At 72.4% G+C, this 16,241-nt stretch carries 17 protein-coding genes; 5 read left to right on the forward strand and 12 right to left on the reverse strand.

The genetic code is table 11. The features are described from left to right. Window positions 1-65 precede the first annotated feature (65 nt). Entirely contained in the window at window positions 66-485 is a 420-nt protein-coding gene (locus tag WFI00_RS05645) for a hypothetical protein (RefSeq protein WP_336630497.1), read from the forward strand. 12 nt (window positions 486-497) lie between these two features. On the opposite strand, the gene pntB is transcribed toward WFI00_RS05645, so the two are convergent. Together pntB and WFI00_RS05655 are read right to left on the reverse strand one after the other, a co-directional pair. Continuing rightward, window positions 498-1,943 (reverse strand): Re/Si-specific NAD(P)(+) transhydrogenase subunit beta, encoded by a 1,446-nt coding sequence (gene pntB, locus WFI00_RS05650; protein WP_336630498.1) that lies wholly within the window; start codon window positions 1,941-1,943, stop codon window positions 498-500. Next, window positions 1,940-3,499 carry a Re/Si-specific NAD(P)(+) transhydrogenase subunit alpha gene (locus tag WFI00_RS05655; RefSeq protein WP_336630499.1) on the reverse strand — a complete coding sequence of 520 codons (1,560 nt, stop codon included), beginning with the start codon at window positions 3,497-3,499 and terminating at the stop codon, window positions 1,940-1,942. The genes pntB and WFI00_RS05655 overlap by 4 nt, the downstream gene beginning before the upstream one ends. 145 nt (window positions 3,500-3,644) lie before the next feature. Here WFI00_RS05655 and pyrE point away from each other — a divergent pair, with 145 nt between their 5' ends. Both pyrE and WFI00_RS05665 read left to right on the forward strand, forming a co-directional pair. Further along, window positions 3,645-4,220: an orotate phosphoribosyltransferase gene (pyrE, locus tag WFI00_RS05660; protein WP_336630500.1), complete on the forward strand. Its 576-nt coding sequence runs from the start codon at window positions 3,645-3,647 to the stop codon at window positions 4,218-4,220. A 218-nt stretch (window positions 4,221-4,438) separates the two neighbouring features. Continuing rightward, window positions 4,439-5,077: a hypothetical protein gene (locus WFI00_RS05665; protein ID WP_336630501.1), complete on the forward strand. Its 639-nt coding sequence runs from the start codon at window positions 4,439-4,441 to the stop codon at window positions 5,075-5,077. 173 nt (window positions 5,078-5,250) lie between these two features. Here the strand turns inward: WFI00_RS05665 and WFI00_RS05670 are convergent, their stop codons facing one another. The 8 genes from WFI00_RS05670 to WFI00_RS05705 all read right to left on the reverse strand — a co-directional run bounded on the left by WFI00_RS05670 (window position 5,251) and on the right by WFI00_RS05705 (window position 12,483). Further along, window positions 5,251-6,099 carry a universal stress protein gene (locus tag WFI00_RS05670; protein ID WP_336630502.1) on the reverse strand — a complete coding sequence of 283 codons (849 nt, stop codon included), beginning with the start codon at window positions 6,097-6,099 and terminating at the stop codon, window positions 5,251-5,253. A gap of 499 nt (window positions 6,100-6,598) precedes the next feature. After that, window positions 6,599-6,778 carry a hypothetical protein gene (locus WFI00_RS05675; protein ID WP_336630503.1) on the reverse strand — a complete coding sequence of 60 codons (180 nt, stop codon included), beginning with the start codon at window positions 6,776-6,778 and terminating at the stop codon, window positions 6,599-6,601. Beyond that, window positions 6,778-6,996, reverse strand: a complete 219-nt coding sequence (locus WFI00_RS05680) for a hypothetical protein (protein WP_336630504.1) — start codon at window positions 6,994-6,996, stop codon at window positions 6,778-6,780. Before WFI00_RS05680 ends, WFI00_RS05675 begins: the two co-directional genes overlap by 1 nt. A 29-nt stretch (window positions 6,997-7,025) precedes the next feature. Further along, a complete protein-coding gene (locus WFI00_RS05685; RefSeq protein ID WP_336630505.1) occupies window positions 7,026-8,258 on the reverse strand; it encodes a GDSL-type esterase/lipase family protein in 1,233 nt (410 codons plus the stop codon). Further along, window positions 8,255-9,067, reverse strand: a complete 813-nt coding sequence (locus tag WFI00_RS05690; RefSeq protein ID WP_336630506.1) for an alpha/beta hydrolase — start codon at window positions 9,065-9,067, stop codon at window positions 8,255-8,257. The genes WFI00_RS05685 and WFI00_RS05690 overlap by 4 nt, the downstream gene beginning before the upstream one ends. Window positions 9,068-9,120: 53 nt before the next feature. Then, on the reverse strand, window positions 9,121-10,443 hold the full coding sequence (locus WFI00_RS05695) for an MFS transporter (RefSeq protein WP_336630507.1): 1,323 nt from the start codon (window positions 10,441-10,443) through the stop codon (window positions 9,121-9,123). A 131-nt stretch (window positions 10,444-10,574) separates the two neighbouring features. After that, window positions 10,575-11,636, reverse strand: a complete 1,062-nt coding sequence (locus tag WFI00_RS05700; RefSeq protein ID WP_336630508.1) for a LacI family DNA-binding transcriptional regulator — start codon at window positions 11,634-11,636, stop codon at window positions 10,575-10,577. Window positions 11,637-11,673: 37 nt separating this feature from the next. Then, window positions 11,674-12,483, reverse strand: a complete 810-nt coding sequence (locus WFI00_RS05705) for an HAD-IIA family hydrolase (RefSeq protein WP_336630509.1) — start codon at window positions 12,481-12,483, stop codon at window positions 11,674-11,676. A 42-nt stretch (window positions 12,484-12,525) separates the two neighbouring features. Between WFI00_RS05705 and WFI00_RS05710 the strand changes: the two genes are divergently transcribed. After that, window positions 12,526-13,482: an SDR family NAD(P)-dependent oxidoreductase gene (locus WFI00_RS05710; RefSeq protein ID WP_336630510.1), complete on the forward strand. Its 957-nt coding sequence runs from the start codon at window positions 12,526-12,528 to the stop codon at window positions 13,480-13,482. Between the two features lie 67 nt (window positions 13,483-13,549). Here the strand turns inward: WFI00_RS05710 and WFI00_RS05715 are convergent, their stop codons facing one another. Together WFI00_RS05715 and WFI00_RS05720 are read right to left on the reverse strand one after the other, a co-directional pair. After that, window positions 13,550-14,194, reverse strand: a complete 645-nt coding sequence (locus WFI00_RS05715) for a metal-dependent transcriptional regulator (RefSeq protein WP_336630511.1) — start codon at window positions 14,192-14,194, stop codon at window positions 13,550-13,552. 10 nt (window positions 14,195-14,204) lie between these two features. Continuing rightward, a complete protein-coding gene (locus WFI00_RS05720) occupies window positions 14,205-15,476 on the reverse strand; it encodes an Nramp family divalent metal transporter (protein WP_336630512.1) in 1,272 nt (423 codons plus the stop codon). 63 nt (window positions 15,477-15,539) lie between these two features. Between WFI00_RS05720 and WFI00_RS05725 the strand changes: the two genes are divergently transcribed. Next, window positions 15,540-16,235 (forward strand): TrmH family RNA methyltransferase, encoded by a 696-nt coding sequence (locus tag WFI00_RS05725; RefSeq protein ID WP_336630513.1) that lies wholly within the window; start codon window positions 15,540-15,542, stop codon window positions 16,233-16,235. Window positions 16,236-16,241: the final 6 nt, after the last annotated feature.

The following is a 16,241-nucleotide window of genomic DNA, read 5'->3' on the forward strand; positions in this document are numbered from 1 at the left end:
GACGGGCGACGATAGTCCCGGCGGGTGCACCGGCGGGGGAGGACGGCGCGGTGTAGCCTCGGGCCATGTCAGGTGCGCCGCGGGGCATCCGGATCGGACTGGCGATCGTCGGGTGGTTCCAGGTGGTGTCGTGCCTGATCGGGGGCGTGCTCGGCGTCTTCCTCGACGGCGCCGGTGTCCCCCATGCCTGGCTCGAGGGCACGCCGTTCGAGTCGTTCGTCGTCCCCGGCGTGATCCTCGGGCTCGTCGTGGGAGGATCGCAGGCTCTCGCCCTCGCGGCGCAGCACGGACACTTCCGCGTCGCACCCGGGATCCACGCGGCAGCGGGACTCGTGATGATGACCTGGATCTTCGCCGAGATCGCCATCCTCCGCCAGTGGTCGCCGCTGCAGGGCATCTACTTCGCCACAGGGCTCGTCCAGGTCGCCCTGGCCGTCCTCGCGCTGGGCGCGTGGCCCAGCCCGTTCCTGAGCCGCGATCACTGACGAGGCCGGGCGTCACAGGGCCTGGACGATGTCCTCCACGCGCTCCTTGGCGTCGCCGAAGAGCATCTGCGTGTTGTCGCGGAAGAACAGCGGGTTCTGCACGCCCGCGTAGCCGGATGCCATGGAGCGCTTGAACACCACGACGTCCTTCGCCTCCCACACGTGCAGGACCGGCATGCCCGCGATGGGCGAACCGGGGTCCTCCGCGGCGGCGGGGTTCACCGTGTCGTTCGCACCGATGACGAGGACGACATCGGTGGCGGCGAAGTCGTCGTTGATCTCGTCGAGTTCGAGGACGATGTCGTACGGCACCTTGGCCTCGGCGAGCAGCACGTTCATGTGGCCGGGCAGGCGTCCGGCGACCGGGTGGATGCCGAAGCGCACCTCGACCCCGCGCTCGCGCAGCCGCTTCGTGAGCTCCGCGACCGGGTACTGCGCCTGGGCGACCGCCATGCCGTAGCCGGGCGTGATGACCACCGAGCGGGCCTCGCGCAGAAGCTCGGCGACGGCGGCGGCGTCCGTCTCGCGGTGCTCGCCGTGCTCCTCCTCGCCGCTCCGGGGCGCCTCGATGCCGAAGCCGCCGGCGATCACCGACAGGAACGACCGGTTCATGGCCTTGCACATGATGTACGACAGGTACGCACCGCTCGATCCGACCAGCGCGCCCGTGACGATCAGCAGGTCGTTGTTCAGCAGGAAGCCGGCCGCCGCCGCCGCCCAGCCGGAGTAGCTGTTCAGCATCGAGACGACGACGGGCATGTCGCCGCCGCCGATCGACGCGACGAGATGCCAGCCGAGGGCCAGGGCGAGCACCGTGACGGCGATCAGCAGGCCCAGCGAGGGGACGGCGACGTACCACACCGTGAGGGCCACGAAGAGGACGAGCGCACCGACGTTGAGCAGGTTCTTGCCCGGCAGCATGAGTGGCTTGGACGACATGCGCCCCGAGAGCTTGAGGAAGGCCACGATCGACCCCGTGAAGGTGACGGCGCCGATGAACACCCCGATGAACACCTCGGCGTGGTGGATGCCCACCAGCTCCTCGGGAAGGCCCTCGGCGTAGAGGTGGCCGTTCCAGCCGACGAGCACCGCCGCGAGGCCGACGAACGAGTGCAGGAGCGCGATCAGCTCGGGCATCCCGGTCATCTCGACGACGCGGGCGCGCCAGAGGCCGATCGCCGCGCCCGCGACGACCGCCGCCACGAGCAGGCCCACGCCGAGGAACGCGGCGGTGTCGTCGGGGGCCAGCGCGCCCCCCGCCAGAACCAGGACGAACGTCGCGAGAAGGGCGATCGTCATGCCCGCGATGCCGTACACGACGCCGCGGCGGGCGCTCTGCTGCTTGCTCAGGCCGGCGAGCGCGAGGATGAACAGCAGCGCGGCGACGATGTATGCCGCTGTGGCGATGGACTGTGCGAGGCTCAGCAGGGACACGTCGCTGGTGGTCACGATGGTCACTGGTCGTCACCCTTCCGGAACATGGCGAGCATGCGCCTGGTGACGGCGAAGCCGCCGAAGATGTTGATGGACGCGAGCAGGACCGCGACAGCCGCCAGGATCTGGACGAGCGGATGCGGCACCGTCAGCTGGGTCATGGCCCCGACGATGATGATGCCGCTGATGGCGTTCGTGATGCTCATGAGCGGAGTGTGCAGGGCATGCGCGACCTTGCCGATGACGTAGAAGCCGATGACCACCGACAGGGTCAGCACCAGGAAGTGCTGGGGGAGCGGGGCCGGTGCGACGGCGCAGACCAGGAAGAGCGCAGCGATCCCGGAGACGATCAGGCCCGTCTTGGCCGCGGCGGAGAGGCCCTTCTTCACGGGGGCCGCGGGGTCGGCGGCGGCGTCGCGCCCGGCCGGCGTCGCCGCCGGAGCCGCCGAGACCTGCACGGGAGGTGGTGGCCACGTGACGGCGCCGTCCTGGGTGACGGTGACCGCCCGTTGCACGACATCGGACTCGTCGACGGTCAGCGCGCCGTCCTTGCCCGGCGTCAGCAGCGCGAGCAGGTTCAGCAGGTTGGTGCCGTAGAGCTGCGACGCCTGCTGGGGAAGGCGGCCGGCGAGGTCGGTGTAGCCCAGGATGATGACGCCGCCGTCGGTGACGACGCGCTCGCCCGCGACGGATCCCTCGACGTTGCCGCCCTGGCCCGCGGCCATGTCGACGATGACGCTTCCGGGCTTCATCGCGGCGACGTCCGCGGCGGTGAGCAGACGCGGCGCCGCCCGACCCGGGATGAGCGCCGTCGTGATGACGATGTCCACGTCGGCGGCCTGGTCGCTGTAGAGCTTCGCGGCGGCCGCGTCGTAGGCGGCGCTCGTCGCCTTGGCGTAGCCGTCGGACGACACCTCCTTCTGCTCGTCGGGCACGACGACCTCGAGGTAGGAGCCGCCGATGGATGCCACCTGGTCGGCGACCTCGGGGCGCGGATCGGTCGCCCGCACGATCGCACCGAGGCTCGACGCGGCGCCGATCGCGGCGAGACCGGCCACGCCGGCGCCGGCGACGAGCACCTTCGCGGGCGGGACCTTGCCGGCCGCGGTCACCTGCCCGGTGAAGAAGCGGCCGAACTCGTTCGCGGCCTCCACGACGGCGCGATAGCCCGCGATGTTCGCCATGGAGCTCAGCACGTCCATCGACTGCGCGCGGGATATGCGCGGAACGGCATCCATCGCGAGAGCCGTGACTCCGCGGGCGGCGAGGGTCGACAGCAGATCGGGGCGGAGCGCCGGAGAGAGGATGCCCACGAGTGTCGAGCCCGGGTGGAGGAGCGCGATCTCGGCATCCGTCGGTGCGGCGACCTTGAGCACGATGTCCGCGGCCCACGTCTCGTCCCGGGGCGCGACGGCGGCGCCGGCGGCCTCATATGCGGCATCCGGGAACGACGACGCGGCGCCGGCGCCGGTTTCGACCACGACGTCGTAGCCGAGGGCGCGGATCTTTCCGACCGTGGTGGGGGAGGCGGCGACGCGCGTCTCGCCGGGCTGCTCGCGGACGATGCCGATGCGTGCCATGGTGCTCCTTCGATGGGTCCGGTCGGAGCGGGCACGCCCGCACACCGCGCCGGGTGACCTTCCCGACTCTAGGGGGCGCGGCGGATTCCCCGGCTGCAGATGACACGGAAAAAACCGGGGTTCTTCGCTCCGTAGACTCGGGTGCATGACCGCCGCCTCCACGCCCGAGCTCGAGTCCGAGCGCCGCGCCCTCATCGACCTCATCGCCGCCGAAGCCGTCTTCCACGGCGACTTCACGCTGTCCAGCGGCAAGAAGGCGACGTACTACGTCGACATGCGCAAGCTGACCCTCGACCACCGCGCCGCCCCCGCGATCGGCCGGCTCGTGCTCGATGCGGTGCGCGACCTCGACATCGACGCCGTGGGCGGACTCACCCTGGGCGCCGACCCGATCGCCAACGCCGTGATGCACGCCTCGGTCGCCGCTGGGACCCCCGTAGACGCGTTCGTCGTGCGCAAAGAGCCGAAGGACCACGGCCGCGGCCGCCAGATCGAGGGCGCCGAGGTCGCCGGTGCGCGCGTCGTCATCGTGGAGGACACCTCGACCACCGGAGGATCGCCGCTGAAGGCCGCCGAGGTCGCCGCCGCCGCCGGCGCGGAGATCGTCGCGGTCGTCACCGTGGTGGATCGCAAGACCGGCGCGCAGGGCCCCGTCGAAGCCGCGGGCTACGAGTGGCGCTCGATCATCGACCTCGACGACCTGGGGCTGGCGGCGCAGTAGGGCGCGCGCTCGGCTGCGGGCTCGCGCTCGCGCGGAGATCTGCACAATCGCGGATGCCTGCACCTCCAGCCACCGCAGTTGTGCAGATCTCCGCTGCTGTGCACGCGCGGCTCGCCGCGGGGCGGCGGGACTGGTCACTGTGCACAGTCCCGAAGCGTGAGGACTCCGCGACCCTGGGCTGAGGGCGGATTCGCCGCCCGATCAGACGAGGAGTTCTCATGTCCACTTCACAGCGCCGGGCGGTTCCCGGCGCCCTGCTCACCGGCTTCCTCGCGGGCGCGGCGGTCGTCGCCCTGGCGGGCTGTGCGTCCACCGCGGCGCCGGCCGGATCCACCTCGCCGACGGCATCCGTCGCGGCATCCTCCGCGCCGACTCCGGACGGCGCGTCGACGCCGAACGCTGGTCCGACCCAGGCCGGCCCGACGCCCCTCGACGAGACGTGCGACGACATCATGCCCACCTCGGTCCTCGACCAGTACGCCTCCGGGTTCGCGCTGCAGGCCGCGTATACGCCCGCCCCCGACTCCAACGCGGCCCAGATCGTGGCGGAGGGCGGCATCGCCTGCGAGTGGATCTCGACGAGCGGCGACCACGTCCTGATCGCCGTCGGCCAGCCCTCCCACGACGCGCTGACGAGGGCCGAGACGGCGGCCGGCGGCGCGGGCGAGCCGACCACGCTGTTCGGGCCCGATCTCACGGCGTGGGCGGCGAAGGGCGGCGGAACCTTCCCGGGGCAGTTCGACGTCTTCACGCCCATCGGCACGTGGCTGTCGACGACCTCGTCGCTGTACGTCGACGCCGAGTCGCCGGCGGCGAAGACGTTCGTCCAGCAGGTGCTGCAGGCATTGCCGAGCTGATCGGCGACGGCCGGGCGACGGATCCCGGCCTCTCCGCCGAGCGTGCGTGAAGCTGCGCCCCCGCGCGGTGTGGCTGAGATCCTCGTTCCTGCGGAGATCGGCGCATCTGCGGATGCCTGGGGCGTGCGGCTCCGCAGGAGTGCCGATCTCCGCCGTGGTGCAGCCGTCGTGGCTCAGCGGACGACGGCGGTCACCGTCGTCAGGCGCGACAGCACCTCTTGGCTGATCGATCCGAGCAGGAACCGGGCGAGCGCCCCGCGTCCGTGGGTGCCGACGACGATCATGCGGGCATCCGTCGCCGCCTCGCTGAGCACGTGCGACGGGTAGCCGCGCACCGCGCGACGTTCCACGACGAGGTCGGGGTGGTCGACCGCGACGCCCGCGAGGGCGAGCGCCAACACCTCCTCGGTGGCCGCCTGCATGTTCGCGAGATACATGTCGGGGTACACGGCCAACGCATTGCGCGGAGCCGTCAACGGCGTCCAGACGCTCACCGCGATGAGGGTCTCGCCGAGGCGGTCCGCCTCGTCCGCGGCGAATCGCAGGGCGTGCTCGGAGGTCGAGGATCCGTCGATGCCGACGACCACGCCGCGCCGCTCGCCGGTCTCTGCTGCGGGCACGACGACGACGGGGCACGACGATCCGGCGGCGATGCGGATTCCGTGCACGCCGCGCGCGGGACCCTCCGTCTGGCCGCGGTAGTCACTGCCGATGACGAGGAGCACGGCGACGCGCGAGGCTTCGTTCAGAACCCGCACGGGGTCGCCGGTCGAGACGCGCGTCGAGACCGCGAGCGTCGGGTACGCGGCGCGCACGCGCTCGATCTGCTCGTCGAGCAGTTCCTGCGAGGCGGCGCTCGCCTCGGCGACGATGCTCTCCTCGCCGACCGCACCGACGGCTCCGCCGACGATCGCGATCAGTTCGAGGGCCTGTCTGCGGGCGTCGGCCCTCGCTGCTGCCCAGTCCACGGCGTGGCTGCCGACCTGGGCATCCTTCACGCCGACGATGATCGTGTTGTTCATGGTCCGTCCCTTCGTCGGGAGTTGTCCGGAATCCCACGCTACGCGAACGCGGGATGCGCTGCGCCCGCGCGCACCGTGAAAACCCGTGCTCTCCCCCGGTCCCGTGCCCTCTGCTCGCCCGCCCGCCCGCCCGGCCCCGCCCGGGCCGCCCGGCCGGCCCGGTCACGTTCGGGGTCGCTTCTGGTCGCATCGAGGTGCGCGTGGCGACCACTTGCGACCCCGGACTTGCCCGAGGGCGACCTGACGCGACCCCGAACTCGAGGGGGCGGGTGCTGAGCGCTGCCCCTCGCCCCCGGTCCTGAGGGGCGCGTGATCCACGTTCGGGGTCGCCTCTGGTCGCATCGAGGTGCGCGTGGCGACCACTTGCGACCCCGAACTCGCTCGCCGGCGACCAGACGCGACCCCGAACTCGCCCGAGGGGCGACCAGACGCGACCCCGAACCCGCCCGAACCCGCCCGAACCCGCCAGACCCCCCGCCCGGCCCGGACGGGCGTCGGCTCAGCGGAACAGCGGCAGCTGGGATGCCAGGGCGAGGAGCAGCCCCGCGAAGGTCAGCAGCATGATGCCGCGTCCGTTGGGCAGCGGCGTGCCCTGGGGTGCGTCCTTCCGTCCGCGGACGAACAGCACGAGCGCCGTGATCAGCAGCGCGAGGCCCGTCAGCACGAAGAAGACCGCCATCAGCGCTCGCCCCCCACGCCACCCTCGCCGCGGTCGCGAGGACCCTCGCCGCGGTCGCGAGGATCGCCGCCACGGCCGCGCGGATCGCCGTCGCGCCCGCCACGATTGCGCCGGTCGCGGCGCGTCATCCGGGTGAAGCGGGCCACGGTCATGATCAGCACCCCGAGGAGGATGATGATCGTCGTCACCTGCAGCATGATCTGTTCGACCGGGTTCACGACGCCTCCTCCGCCCGCGGCGGGCATCGTCAGCCTAGCGTCGCCCGTGGCACGAGGCCCGACGGTCCGAACACGCGCGACGCGAAGCGGGCGCCGATCTCGGCGTACAGCGCGGTGTCCGGATGCAGGCTGTCCGGCAGGGTGAATCGGTCGAGGTCGTCGGGCCCGTACAGGCTCAGCCCGTCGAGCGAGAACAGGTGCTCGCCGCTCGCCGCGCGCTCGCGGACCACGAGCTCGAGGTGCCGCCGGGACTCGACCATGGTCAGAGCGCCCTTCGCGACATCGCCGCGCTGTCCGGCGGTGTGGCACCGTACGCGTCCGCCGTCCAGGAACTCGACGTCCGCGGGCCCGGGCACGTCTTCGCTGCCGGGCCAGAGGATGGACGAGGCGAGCACGATCGGAGTGTCGGGATGTCCCGCGCGCACCCGGTCGAGGAAGCCGTGGACGGCGGGCACGAACGTGCGCTGGTCCATCGCGCGGGCCCCGACGATGTTGACGCCGACCTTGATCGAGATGACGTCTGCGGGGGTGGCGGCGATGGCATCCGCGACGAACGGGTCGAGCATGCAGTGCCCGCCGAAGCCCAGGTTCACGAGCGAGAGCCCGGCGGTGCGGGCGGCCACGACCGGCCAGACCCCGGTGGGAGAGGGGGTCTCGACGCAGTGGCTGATGGAGCTGCCGTGGTGGATCCAGACCGGCGCTGCCGACGGCTCGGCGGGGGCGATCGGCGCGTCGCCCCGCAGGGACAGCAGGTCGACGATCATCCCCTGCGGGAGCCAGATCGTGACGGTCTTCTCGCCCGTCGGCAGCCCCGCGAACGAGACGACTCCCGGCTCCTGCTGCGGCAGGGCCTCGCTCGCGTTCCCCGAGAAGCTGACGCGCCGGATGTCGTGGACGGGAGCCTGCACGACGCCGACGACCGTGTCGTCGACCTCGACCACGATGTCGTTCACGGGCCCCGGCAGCTGCTCGAAGAACAGCTGCGTGCACCGCAGCCCGAGCTCCAGTCGCGTCGCCGCCGTGCGCACCCGGACGCGCACACCGCTCGCGTTGGAGACGATCGCCGCAAGAGTCTCGCCGTTCGGGGGGAAGTGCCGCCACGCGCCGCGCGGGAGGCGCAGCGGACGGATGCCCTCGCTGCGATCGATGTCGAGATGCCCTTCGAGCAGGACGGACGTGCCGTCGAGGTCGACGACCTCGCCGATCGCGCGGCGGGCGGGAGCGGCGCCGGGTGCGGCGCCGTCGGCGGTGAGGAGGGTCATCGGGTGGCCTTTCGGGTGTGCGAGGAGAGGAAGTCCGTGGTGCGCGCGATCAGCTCGTCGCGCTGAGGGAGCTGAGCCCAGCCGTGGTCGGCCCCCTCGACCACCACGAGCTCGGCGCGCTCGCCGAACACGTCGTCGCGGGTGTACCGCTCGGCGCAGCGCACGGGGACGAAGTCGAGCGTCCCGTGCAGCAGCAGCGCGGGGCCGGCATAGGCCGCCGCGCGCGCGTAGGGGTCGAACTCCAGGGCGTCCCGGCGCATCGCCGGACCCATCCGCATCCCCAGGAAGTCGAAGTACCCGCCGGGCTCGTCGAGTCCGGCGAGGGAGCGTCCCTGGATCTGCCCGTCGCGGATGTCCTCCACGAACACGGAGGCCGTCGACCAGAGGGTGAGCGATCGGATGCCGCCGTCCTCCGCGGCGACGGCCGCCGCGATCACGGAGCCCAGGCTCATGCCCACGAGGTGGATGTCGTCCGCCGCGACGCCGGGCAGGGCGCGCACGGCGGCGAGCACGACGGCGGTGTCCGCGATGTCGCCCGAGGCCGTCGTGTTGAAGAACTCGCCGTCGCTCTCGCCGTGCCCGGCGCGGTCGAATGCGACCACCCCGACTCCCGCCGCAGCGAGGGCGCGCGCCAGCGTGACGAACACCCCCGTCGTCTCGACGCGGCTTCCGCCGAACCCGTGCAGCAGCACCGCGGTCGGCGCGTCGGGCGAGGGGTCGCCGTCCCCGCCGGGCGCGGCGTCCGGCAGGTAGTGCGTGCCGCGCAGCGTGAGGCCGCGGACGTCGGCGGTGAACGGGAGGACGTGCATGGGCTTTCCGATCTCGGGTGCAGGGTCCGGCTCGGGGCTCGGACGGGAGGGGGTCAGGGGCGGAGCGGGTCGCCGGCGAGGGAGGGCTCGAGCGGAACCGATCCGGAGACGAGCTCGTCCTCGACCTGGAACGCGTTCGAGACGCCGCGGCGGAACCCGATCCAGCCGATGAGGAAGCCGAGGGCCGCCACGATCGACACGCCGACGTAGACGCCGCTCGGGTTCATCACGAGCAGGGCCGGGGTGACGACGTTGAACCCGGCGGTGGCGAAGCGCGCGACGGCGTACACGGTGCCCTGCGCGGTCGAGCGGAGCATCGTCGGGAAGGACTCCTGCGTCCACACCTTCATGATCGTCTCGAAGCAGAACGCTCCCGCGAACGTGGACACGAGCACCGACACGATGAGTGCGGGGAGGGTGAACCCGAAGACGACGGGGATGAGGTTCGCCGCGACGACGGCGATCGAGCCGGCGACGAAGTACGACATCCGCCAGCGCGTGTCGGCGAGGGCCATGAACCAGAGGGCGCCGAGGATGGCGGCCGGCATCGCCAGGAGCGTCCAGGTCTGGTACTCGTTCACCGGGATGCCGGCGACGTTGACCGCCACGAAGGGGCCGAAGCTGCCGGCGACGCTGATCGCGACGGAGGCGAGAGTGTAGTAGACGAGGAGCGTCACGAACGGACGGCGGTAGGGCTTCCGCCCGAAGTCGCGGATGCGGCCGCGCTCGGCGCGCACGGTCTGGACGCCGCTGCGGCGCTCGTCGCGGGCGGCGAGCCACGTCGGCGACTCCGGGATCGTCAGGCGCAGGGCGAGGACGACCAGGCCGACACCGCCGAAGGCGGCGAACATGATGCGTCCGCCGGTCTCGCCGAGCGATCCGAAGAAGATGCCGACGAGCACGGCGAGGAGGATGCCGAAGCCGCCGAGCAGGTTGGAGAAGACGAGGATCTTGCCGCGGTTGCGGTCGTCGGCCGCCTCAGAGATCGAGGCGAGCGCGGCGGGCAGGTCCGCGCCGACGCCGAGGCCGATCAGCGCGATGCCGGGCAGCAGCACGCCGACGGAGATGCCCAGGAACGGCGTGATCGATCCGAGCACGATCAGGGTCATCGTCACGAGGAAGACGCGGCGACGACCGAAGCGGTCGGCGAGGCGGCCGCCGACGAGCGATCCGACCGCGACGCCCGCGGTGAGCACACCGGTGAGGAGGCCGACCTGGTCGAGGGTGAGCCCCGGCATCCCGGGCGCGAACGACTGGAACAGGACCAGCGCGACGGCGATGCCGGTGGTCGCGGCGGCGTCGACGAAGGTCGCCATTCCGCAGACGAATCCCACCCACCAGGGATTGGGGGAAGTGCGAGCGGGGGTCGCGCTCATGGTCATACTCCTTTGTACGTGCTCGGTGCTGATGAGGGCCGATCGCCCTCGGACAACGTTATGCTATACCGATATAGCAGAGGTGACAAGACGCACTTCCGGCCGTCGTCCCGTCGCCTCGGAACCCGTCGTCAGGCGCGCGGCGCCGCGATGGATCCGCCCGCGGTCGCCGGCATCGGGACCCGCTCGACCCCTGCCGCCGCGGAGCGGTCCAGGAGCAGCTCCGCGGCGCGTCGGCCGATCTCGGCCTGGGGAAGGCGCAGCGACACGAGCGCCGGATCGACGGCCTCGGCCAGCGCTCCGCCGTCGAACGACACGATCGAGACATCGGCGGGCACCCGCAGCCCCGCGCGCCGCAGGGCGTGCTCGACCCCGACGGCGACCGCGTCGTTGACCGCGACGACCGCTCGGGGCACCGTCCCGGTCGCCAGCAGGCGTTCGGCGGCGAGCAGGCCGTTGCGCACGTCCCAGTCGTCGTCGATCGGCATCTCGCCGGCGAGCGACGTGCCCGCCTCGCGCAGGCTCGCCCGCAGTCCGTCGAGCCGGCGCGGCAGCGCGACCGGTCCCCACGCGTGCCACGCGTCGCCGCCCGTGCGACCGGGGCGGAACGTGCCGACGAACCAGATGTCCTGACGGTGCCCGGCCTCCAGCAGAAGACGTCCCGCGTGGCGGCCGGCGCCCTCCTCGTCCGGGATCACGGCGGGGAGGTCGCCCTCCTCCGCCTCGCAGTTCATGAGCACGAGGGGCACGCGCCGCGCCTCCGCCGGCACGGCGACGCGCCGGGTGAACATCGACGCGTACAGGATCCCGTCGATGTCCCGGGCGATCAGATCGTCGAGGAAGCGCCGCTCGACGTCCGTGTCGCCCTGCGTGTCCACGGTGAACAGCAGCAGGCCCGCCTCGCGCAGGCGTTCGAGCGCGCCGCGGACCATCGAGTTCGCGAACGAGGTCGAGCTCACGAAGTCCGACACGAGCGCGACCGTGCCGGACCGCCCGGTGCGCAGCGTCTTCGCGGTGACGTTCGCGCGGTATCCGAGCTCCTCCGCGGCGCGCCGCACGCGCGCCATCGTCTCCTCGGAGAGGCGCTGGTCGAGGCGGCCGTTGAGGGCGAAGGACGCGGCCGAGCGGGACACGCCCGCCCTCTCGGCGACCTCGGTGAGCGTGACGCGACGGCCGGTGCCGCCCGCGTTCATCCCTCCGCCGTCCTTCACCGCGCCCTGCCGGGGCGGGTCACAGGATGTCCTGGTCCTCGGACTCGATCGGCTCGGTCGACACCAGGTCGGCGACCGAGTCGAGGACCTCGTCCGGGCGGAACGGATAGCGCTCGATCTCGGCGTCGTCGGAGATCCCCGTGCGGACGAGGATCGTGTGCAGGCCCGCCTCGATGCCCGCCACGACGTCGGTGTCCATCCGGTCGCCGATCATGCCGGTGTTCTCGGAGTGCGCGCCGATGCGGTTCATCGCCGAGCGGAACATCATGGGGTTCGGCTTGCCGACGACGTAGGGCGCCTTGCCCGTCGCGTGGGTGATCAGAGCGGCGAACGACCCGGTCGCCGGCACCACTCCGGTCGGGGTGGGGCCGGTGGCGTCCGGATTGGTGATGATGAACCGGGCACCCGCGTTGATGAAGCGGATCGCCTGCGTGATGCGGTCGAACGAGTAGTTGCGGGTCTCGCCGACGACGACGTAGTCGGGCTGGGTCTCGGTCATCACGTAGCCCGCCTCGTGGAGCGCCGTGGTGAGCCCCGCCTCGCCGATGACGAAGGCCGTCCCCCCGGGGTGCTGCGCGCGCAGGAACTCCGCCGTGGCGAGGGCGGAGGTCCAGATCCGGTCCTCCGGCACGTCGAGGCCCGAGATCCGCAGCCGGGCGCTGAGATCTCGCGGCGTGTAGAAGGGGTTGTTCGTGAGGACGAGGAAGGGCGTCCCGCTGTCGCGCCACTGCTGCAGCAGCTCCGCAGCGCCCGGGATGGGCTTGTTCTCGTGGACGAGGACGCCGTCCATGTCGGTGAGCCAGCACTCGATATCGGCGCGTGTCCGCATGGGCCCAGCCTAGCGGGGCCTCGGGGGCCTAGTCTCGGAGCCGTGGCACGAGACGACTGGGACCCCGACCGCCTCCCCGACCTCGACGGTCGGCGGTACCTCGTCACGGGCTCGACCGCCGGTCTGGGCTTCTTCTCCTCGATGCAGCTGGCGGGCGCGGGCGGCCACGTCATCATGACGGGGCGCAATCCGAACCGACTCGCCGCCGCGCGCGCGGCGGTGCAGAGGCACGTCCCCGGAGCCTCCGTCGAGACGCTGCTGCTGGACACCAGCAATCTCGGCTCGGTGCGCGCCGCCGCCGCCACCGTGCGCGGGCGGGCGGGCCTGCACGGCCTCCTCCTCAACGCCGGGATCGTCCACCCGCCGCGCCACCGCGAGACGACCCCCGACGGGCACGAGGTCGTCTTCGCCACGAACGCGCTCGGTCATTACGCGCTGGCGGGGGAACTGCTCCTGGCGCTCGCCGCCGGGCGCGGGCGGATGGTCTGGGTGGGCTCGATGTCCACCGCCATGTCGCCGTACGATCCGGTCGACCCGGAGCTCGTCCACGACTACACGCCCTGGCGCGCGTACGTGCAGTCGAAGATCGCCACGACCGCGCTCGGCTTCGAGGCGGATCGTCGGCTGCGCGCCGCGAACGTGCCGATCGCGAGCCTCGTCGCCCATCCCGGATACGCGATCGGCGGGCGCACGCGCGGCGTCATCGGGATCAACGAGCCGACGCCGGGGAAGCGCTTCGTCGACAACCTGCAGGCGCCGATCACCCAGTCGAAGGAGCGCGGGGCGTGGCCGCTCGTGCGCGCCCTCGTCGACCCCGACGCGACCGGCGGGGAGTTCTGGGGGCCGGCGCGCATCGTCCACGGGATGCCTCGGCTCGCGAAGCCCGCCAAAATCACCCGCGACCGGGAGATCGCCCGGCGGCTCTGGGACTACTGCGAGCACGCGACCGGCCTGCCGTGGCCCTATCTGAAGGCGAGCCGCACGCGGCGGCGCCGCTGAGACCGCCCTCAGCGACGCGGCGGCGCCGCTGAGGGGACCGGGCCCGTCGGGCCCTGTCGGCGCGTTGTCAGGCGGTCAGCCAGACGGCGGAGGCCGCCGCCGGCGGCAGCTCGATCGGCGCCCCGCCGTCGATGCGCACGGTGTCGCGCCCCGCGACGGTGACGACGTGCCCGACGTCGACGCCGGCGCCCTGCAGGGCGCGCAGCAGCTCGGGGTTGCGGTCGCTGACCCGCAGCACACGCCCCGTGTGCCCGATCCGGGCGATGCCGAGCAGGACGAACGGCTCGCGCGCGACGACCCCCGCGGCATCCGGGATCGGGTCTCCGTGCGGGTCGTGCGAGGGATGACCGAGCCGCGCGGCGATGCCCTCGAGCAGGCGGTCGCTGATCGTGTGCTCCAGGACCTCGGCCTCGTCGTGCACCTCGTCCCACGCATAGCCGAACTCGCGCACGAGCCACGTCTCGATCAGGCGGTGACGACGGATGACGGCAGCGGCGCGGGCGCGCCCGGCATCCGTGAGCGACACGGGTCCGTACGGACGGTGCGACACGAGTCCCTGGGCCGCGAGCTTCTGCACCATCTCGGTCACCGTCGACGGGGCGAGCGAGAGCTCCGCCGCCAGCTGCGAGGGGGTGACGGGGTCGTCCTGCCACTCGGTGTGGTGATAGATCGTCTTCAGATAGTCGTCGATCGCGGCGGAGGGGGAGGGCACGGGCTCCAGGCTACCCGCCGGCCAGCACGAGCCAGAGGAGGAGTCCGTTGAGCCCGACGAGGAACACCGCGGCGGTCGTCCCGGCCGCGGTCGTCCACCAGCGGTTGCGGTGGGTGCCCAGCAGGTCCCGCCGCGCGGTCAGGGCCACGAGCGGGATGAGCGCGAACGGGATGCCGAAGCTCAGCACCACCTGACTCAGCACGAGCGCGCCCGTCGGGTCGACTCCGGCGGCGAGGAGCGCGATCGCCGGGACGAGGGTCACCAGGCGCCGCGCGAGCATCGGCACGCGCAGACGCAGCAGGCCCTGCATGATCTCGGCCCCCGCGTACGCGCCCACGGCGGTGCTGGCGAGTCCGCTCGCCAGCAGACCCACCGCGAAGAGGGTCGCGACGGCGGCGCCGAGCCCCGCGTGCAGCGCGGCGTACGCGCCCTCGAGGGTGTCGGTTCCCGGAACGCCCGCGAGGTTGGCGGCGGCCAGGAGCAGGATGCAGAGGTTCACGGTCCCGGCCACGACGAGGGCGATCGTGACGTCCCACCGCGTCGCGCGCAGCACGCGGGCGATGCCGGTGTCGCGGTCGGCGGGGTGCGCCGAGGCGGACCGGAACCGGTCGCGGGCGAGGGCGCTGTGGGCGTAGATCGCGTGCGGCATGATCGTCGCCCCGAGGATCGAGGCGGCCAGCAGAACGGACTCGGCGCCCTCGAAGCGGGGGACGAGCCCGGCGACCACGCCCCCGGCGTCCGGCGGAGCGAGCAGCACCCCGAAGCTGAAGCCGATCGCGATGACGGCGAGGAGGCCGATCACGACGAACTCGAACGCGCGCGCCCCGCGGCGCTGCTGGACGAGGAGGAGGGCGATCGACACGCCGCCCGTGATCAGTCCGCCGAGCGGGAGGGGCACGCCGAACAGCAGCCACAGCGCGACGGCGCCGCCGATCACCTCGGCCACGTCGGTCGCCATCGCCACCAGCTCCGCCTGCAGCCAGTAGCCGCGCCGCGCCCACGGGCGGGTCAGTCGCGCGCCGAGCGTCTCGGCGAGACTGCGACCGGTGACGACGCCGAGCTTGGCGGAGAGGTACTGGATGAGCCAGGCCATCGCGTTGCCGAGCACGACGACCCACACCAGCAGGTAGCCGAACGACGCTCCCGCGGTCATGTTGGTCGCGACGTTGCCGGGGTCGAGGTAGGCGACTCCGGCGACGAGGGCGGGCCCCAGCAGCCAGGCCGTCCGCGACGTGGAGGGCGCGCGCGACGGGAGAGGGCGCTCGAGGGAAGGTTTCGGCATACCGAAAAGCTAGCAGAGGATATTTCGGCGTGCCGAAAAATCCTCTGCGGCTAGCCTGGATCCGTGCACGGGAGCGACGATCCGGACGAGGCGACCACGGCGGGCGAGCCGCAGCTCGAGGTCGGCGTCGGCCCCTGGCCGGGCGGGCCGGACGCGTGGCCCGCCGACGAGCGCTACGACCGCGAGCTCCTCGCCCACGGTGACCGCCGCAACGTCCTCGACCGGTTCCGCTACTGGTCGCTGGAGGCGATCGTGGCCGACCTGGATGCCCGGCGGCATCCGTTCCACGTCGCGATCGAGAACTGGCAGCACGACATGAACATCGGGTCGATCGTGCGCAGCGCGAACGCCTTCGGCGCCGCGGAGGTGCACATCGTCGGCAAGCGGCGCTGGAACCGGCGGGGGGCGATGGTGACCGATCGCTACCAGCACGTGCGCCACCACGACGACATCGCCGGACTCGTGGCGTGGTCGTCGGAGGCGGGGCTTCCCCTGGTCGCGATCGACAACGTCCCGGGGGCCGTGCCGGTCGACCGCGCCGAGCTCCCCGAGAGCTGCGTCCTGCTGTTCGGTCAGGAAGGACCGGGACTGTCCGCCGCCGCCGTCGACGCGGCCTCCGCCGTCGTGGAGATCACCCAGTACGGATCGACCCGGTCGATCAACGCCAGCGCCGCCGCCGCCGTCGTGATGTACGAGTGGTGTCGTCGCTGGGCTGAGGCCCCCGTTGCACCGGCACCGCCCGGGGCGACCCGGCCGTAGCGGAGA

This window comes from Microbacterium sp. MMO-56, from assembly GCF_037146215.1.
Lineage (GTDB): Bacteria > Actinomycetota > Actinomycetes > Actinomycetales > Microbacteriaceae > Microbacterium.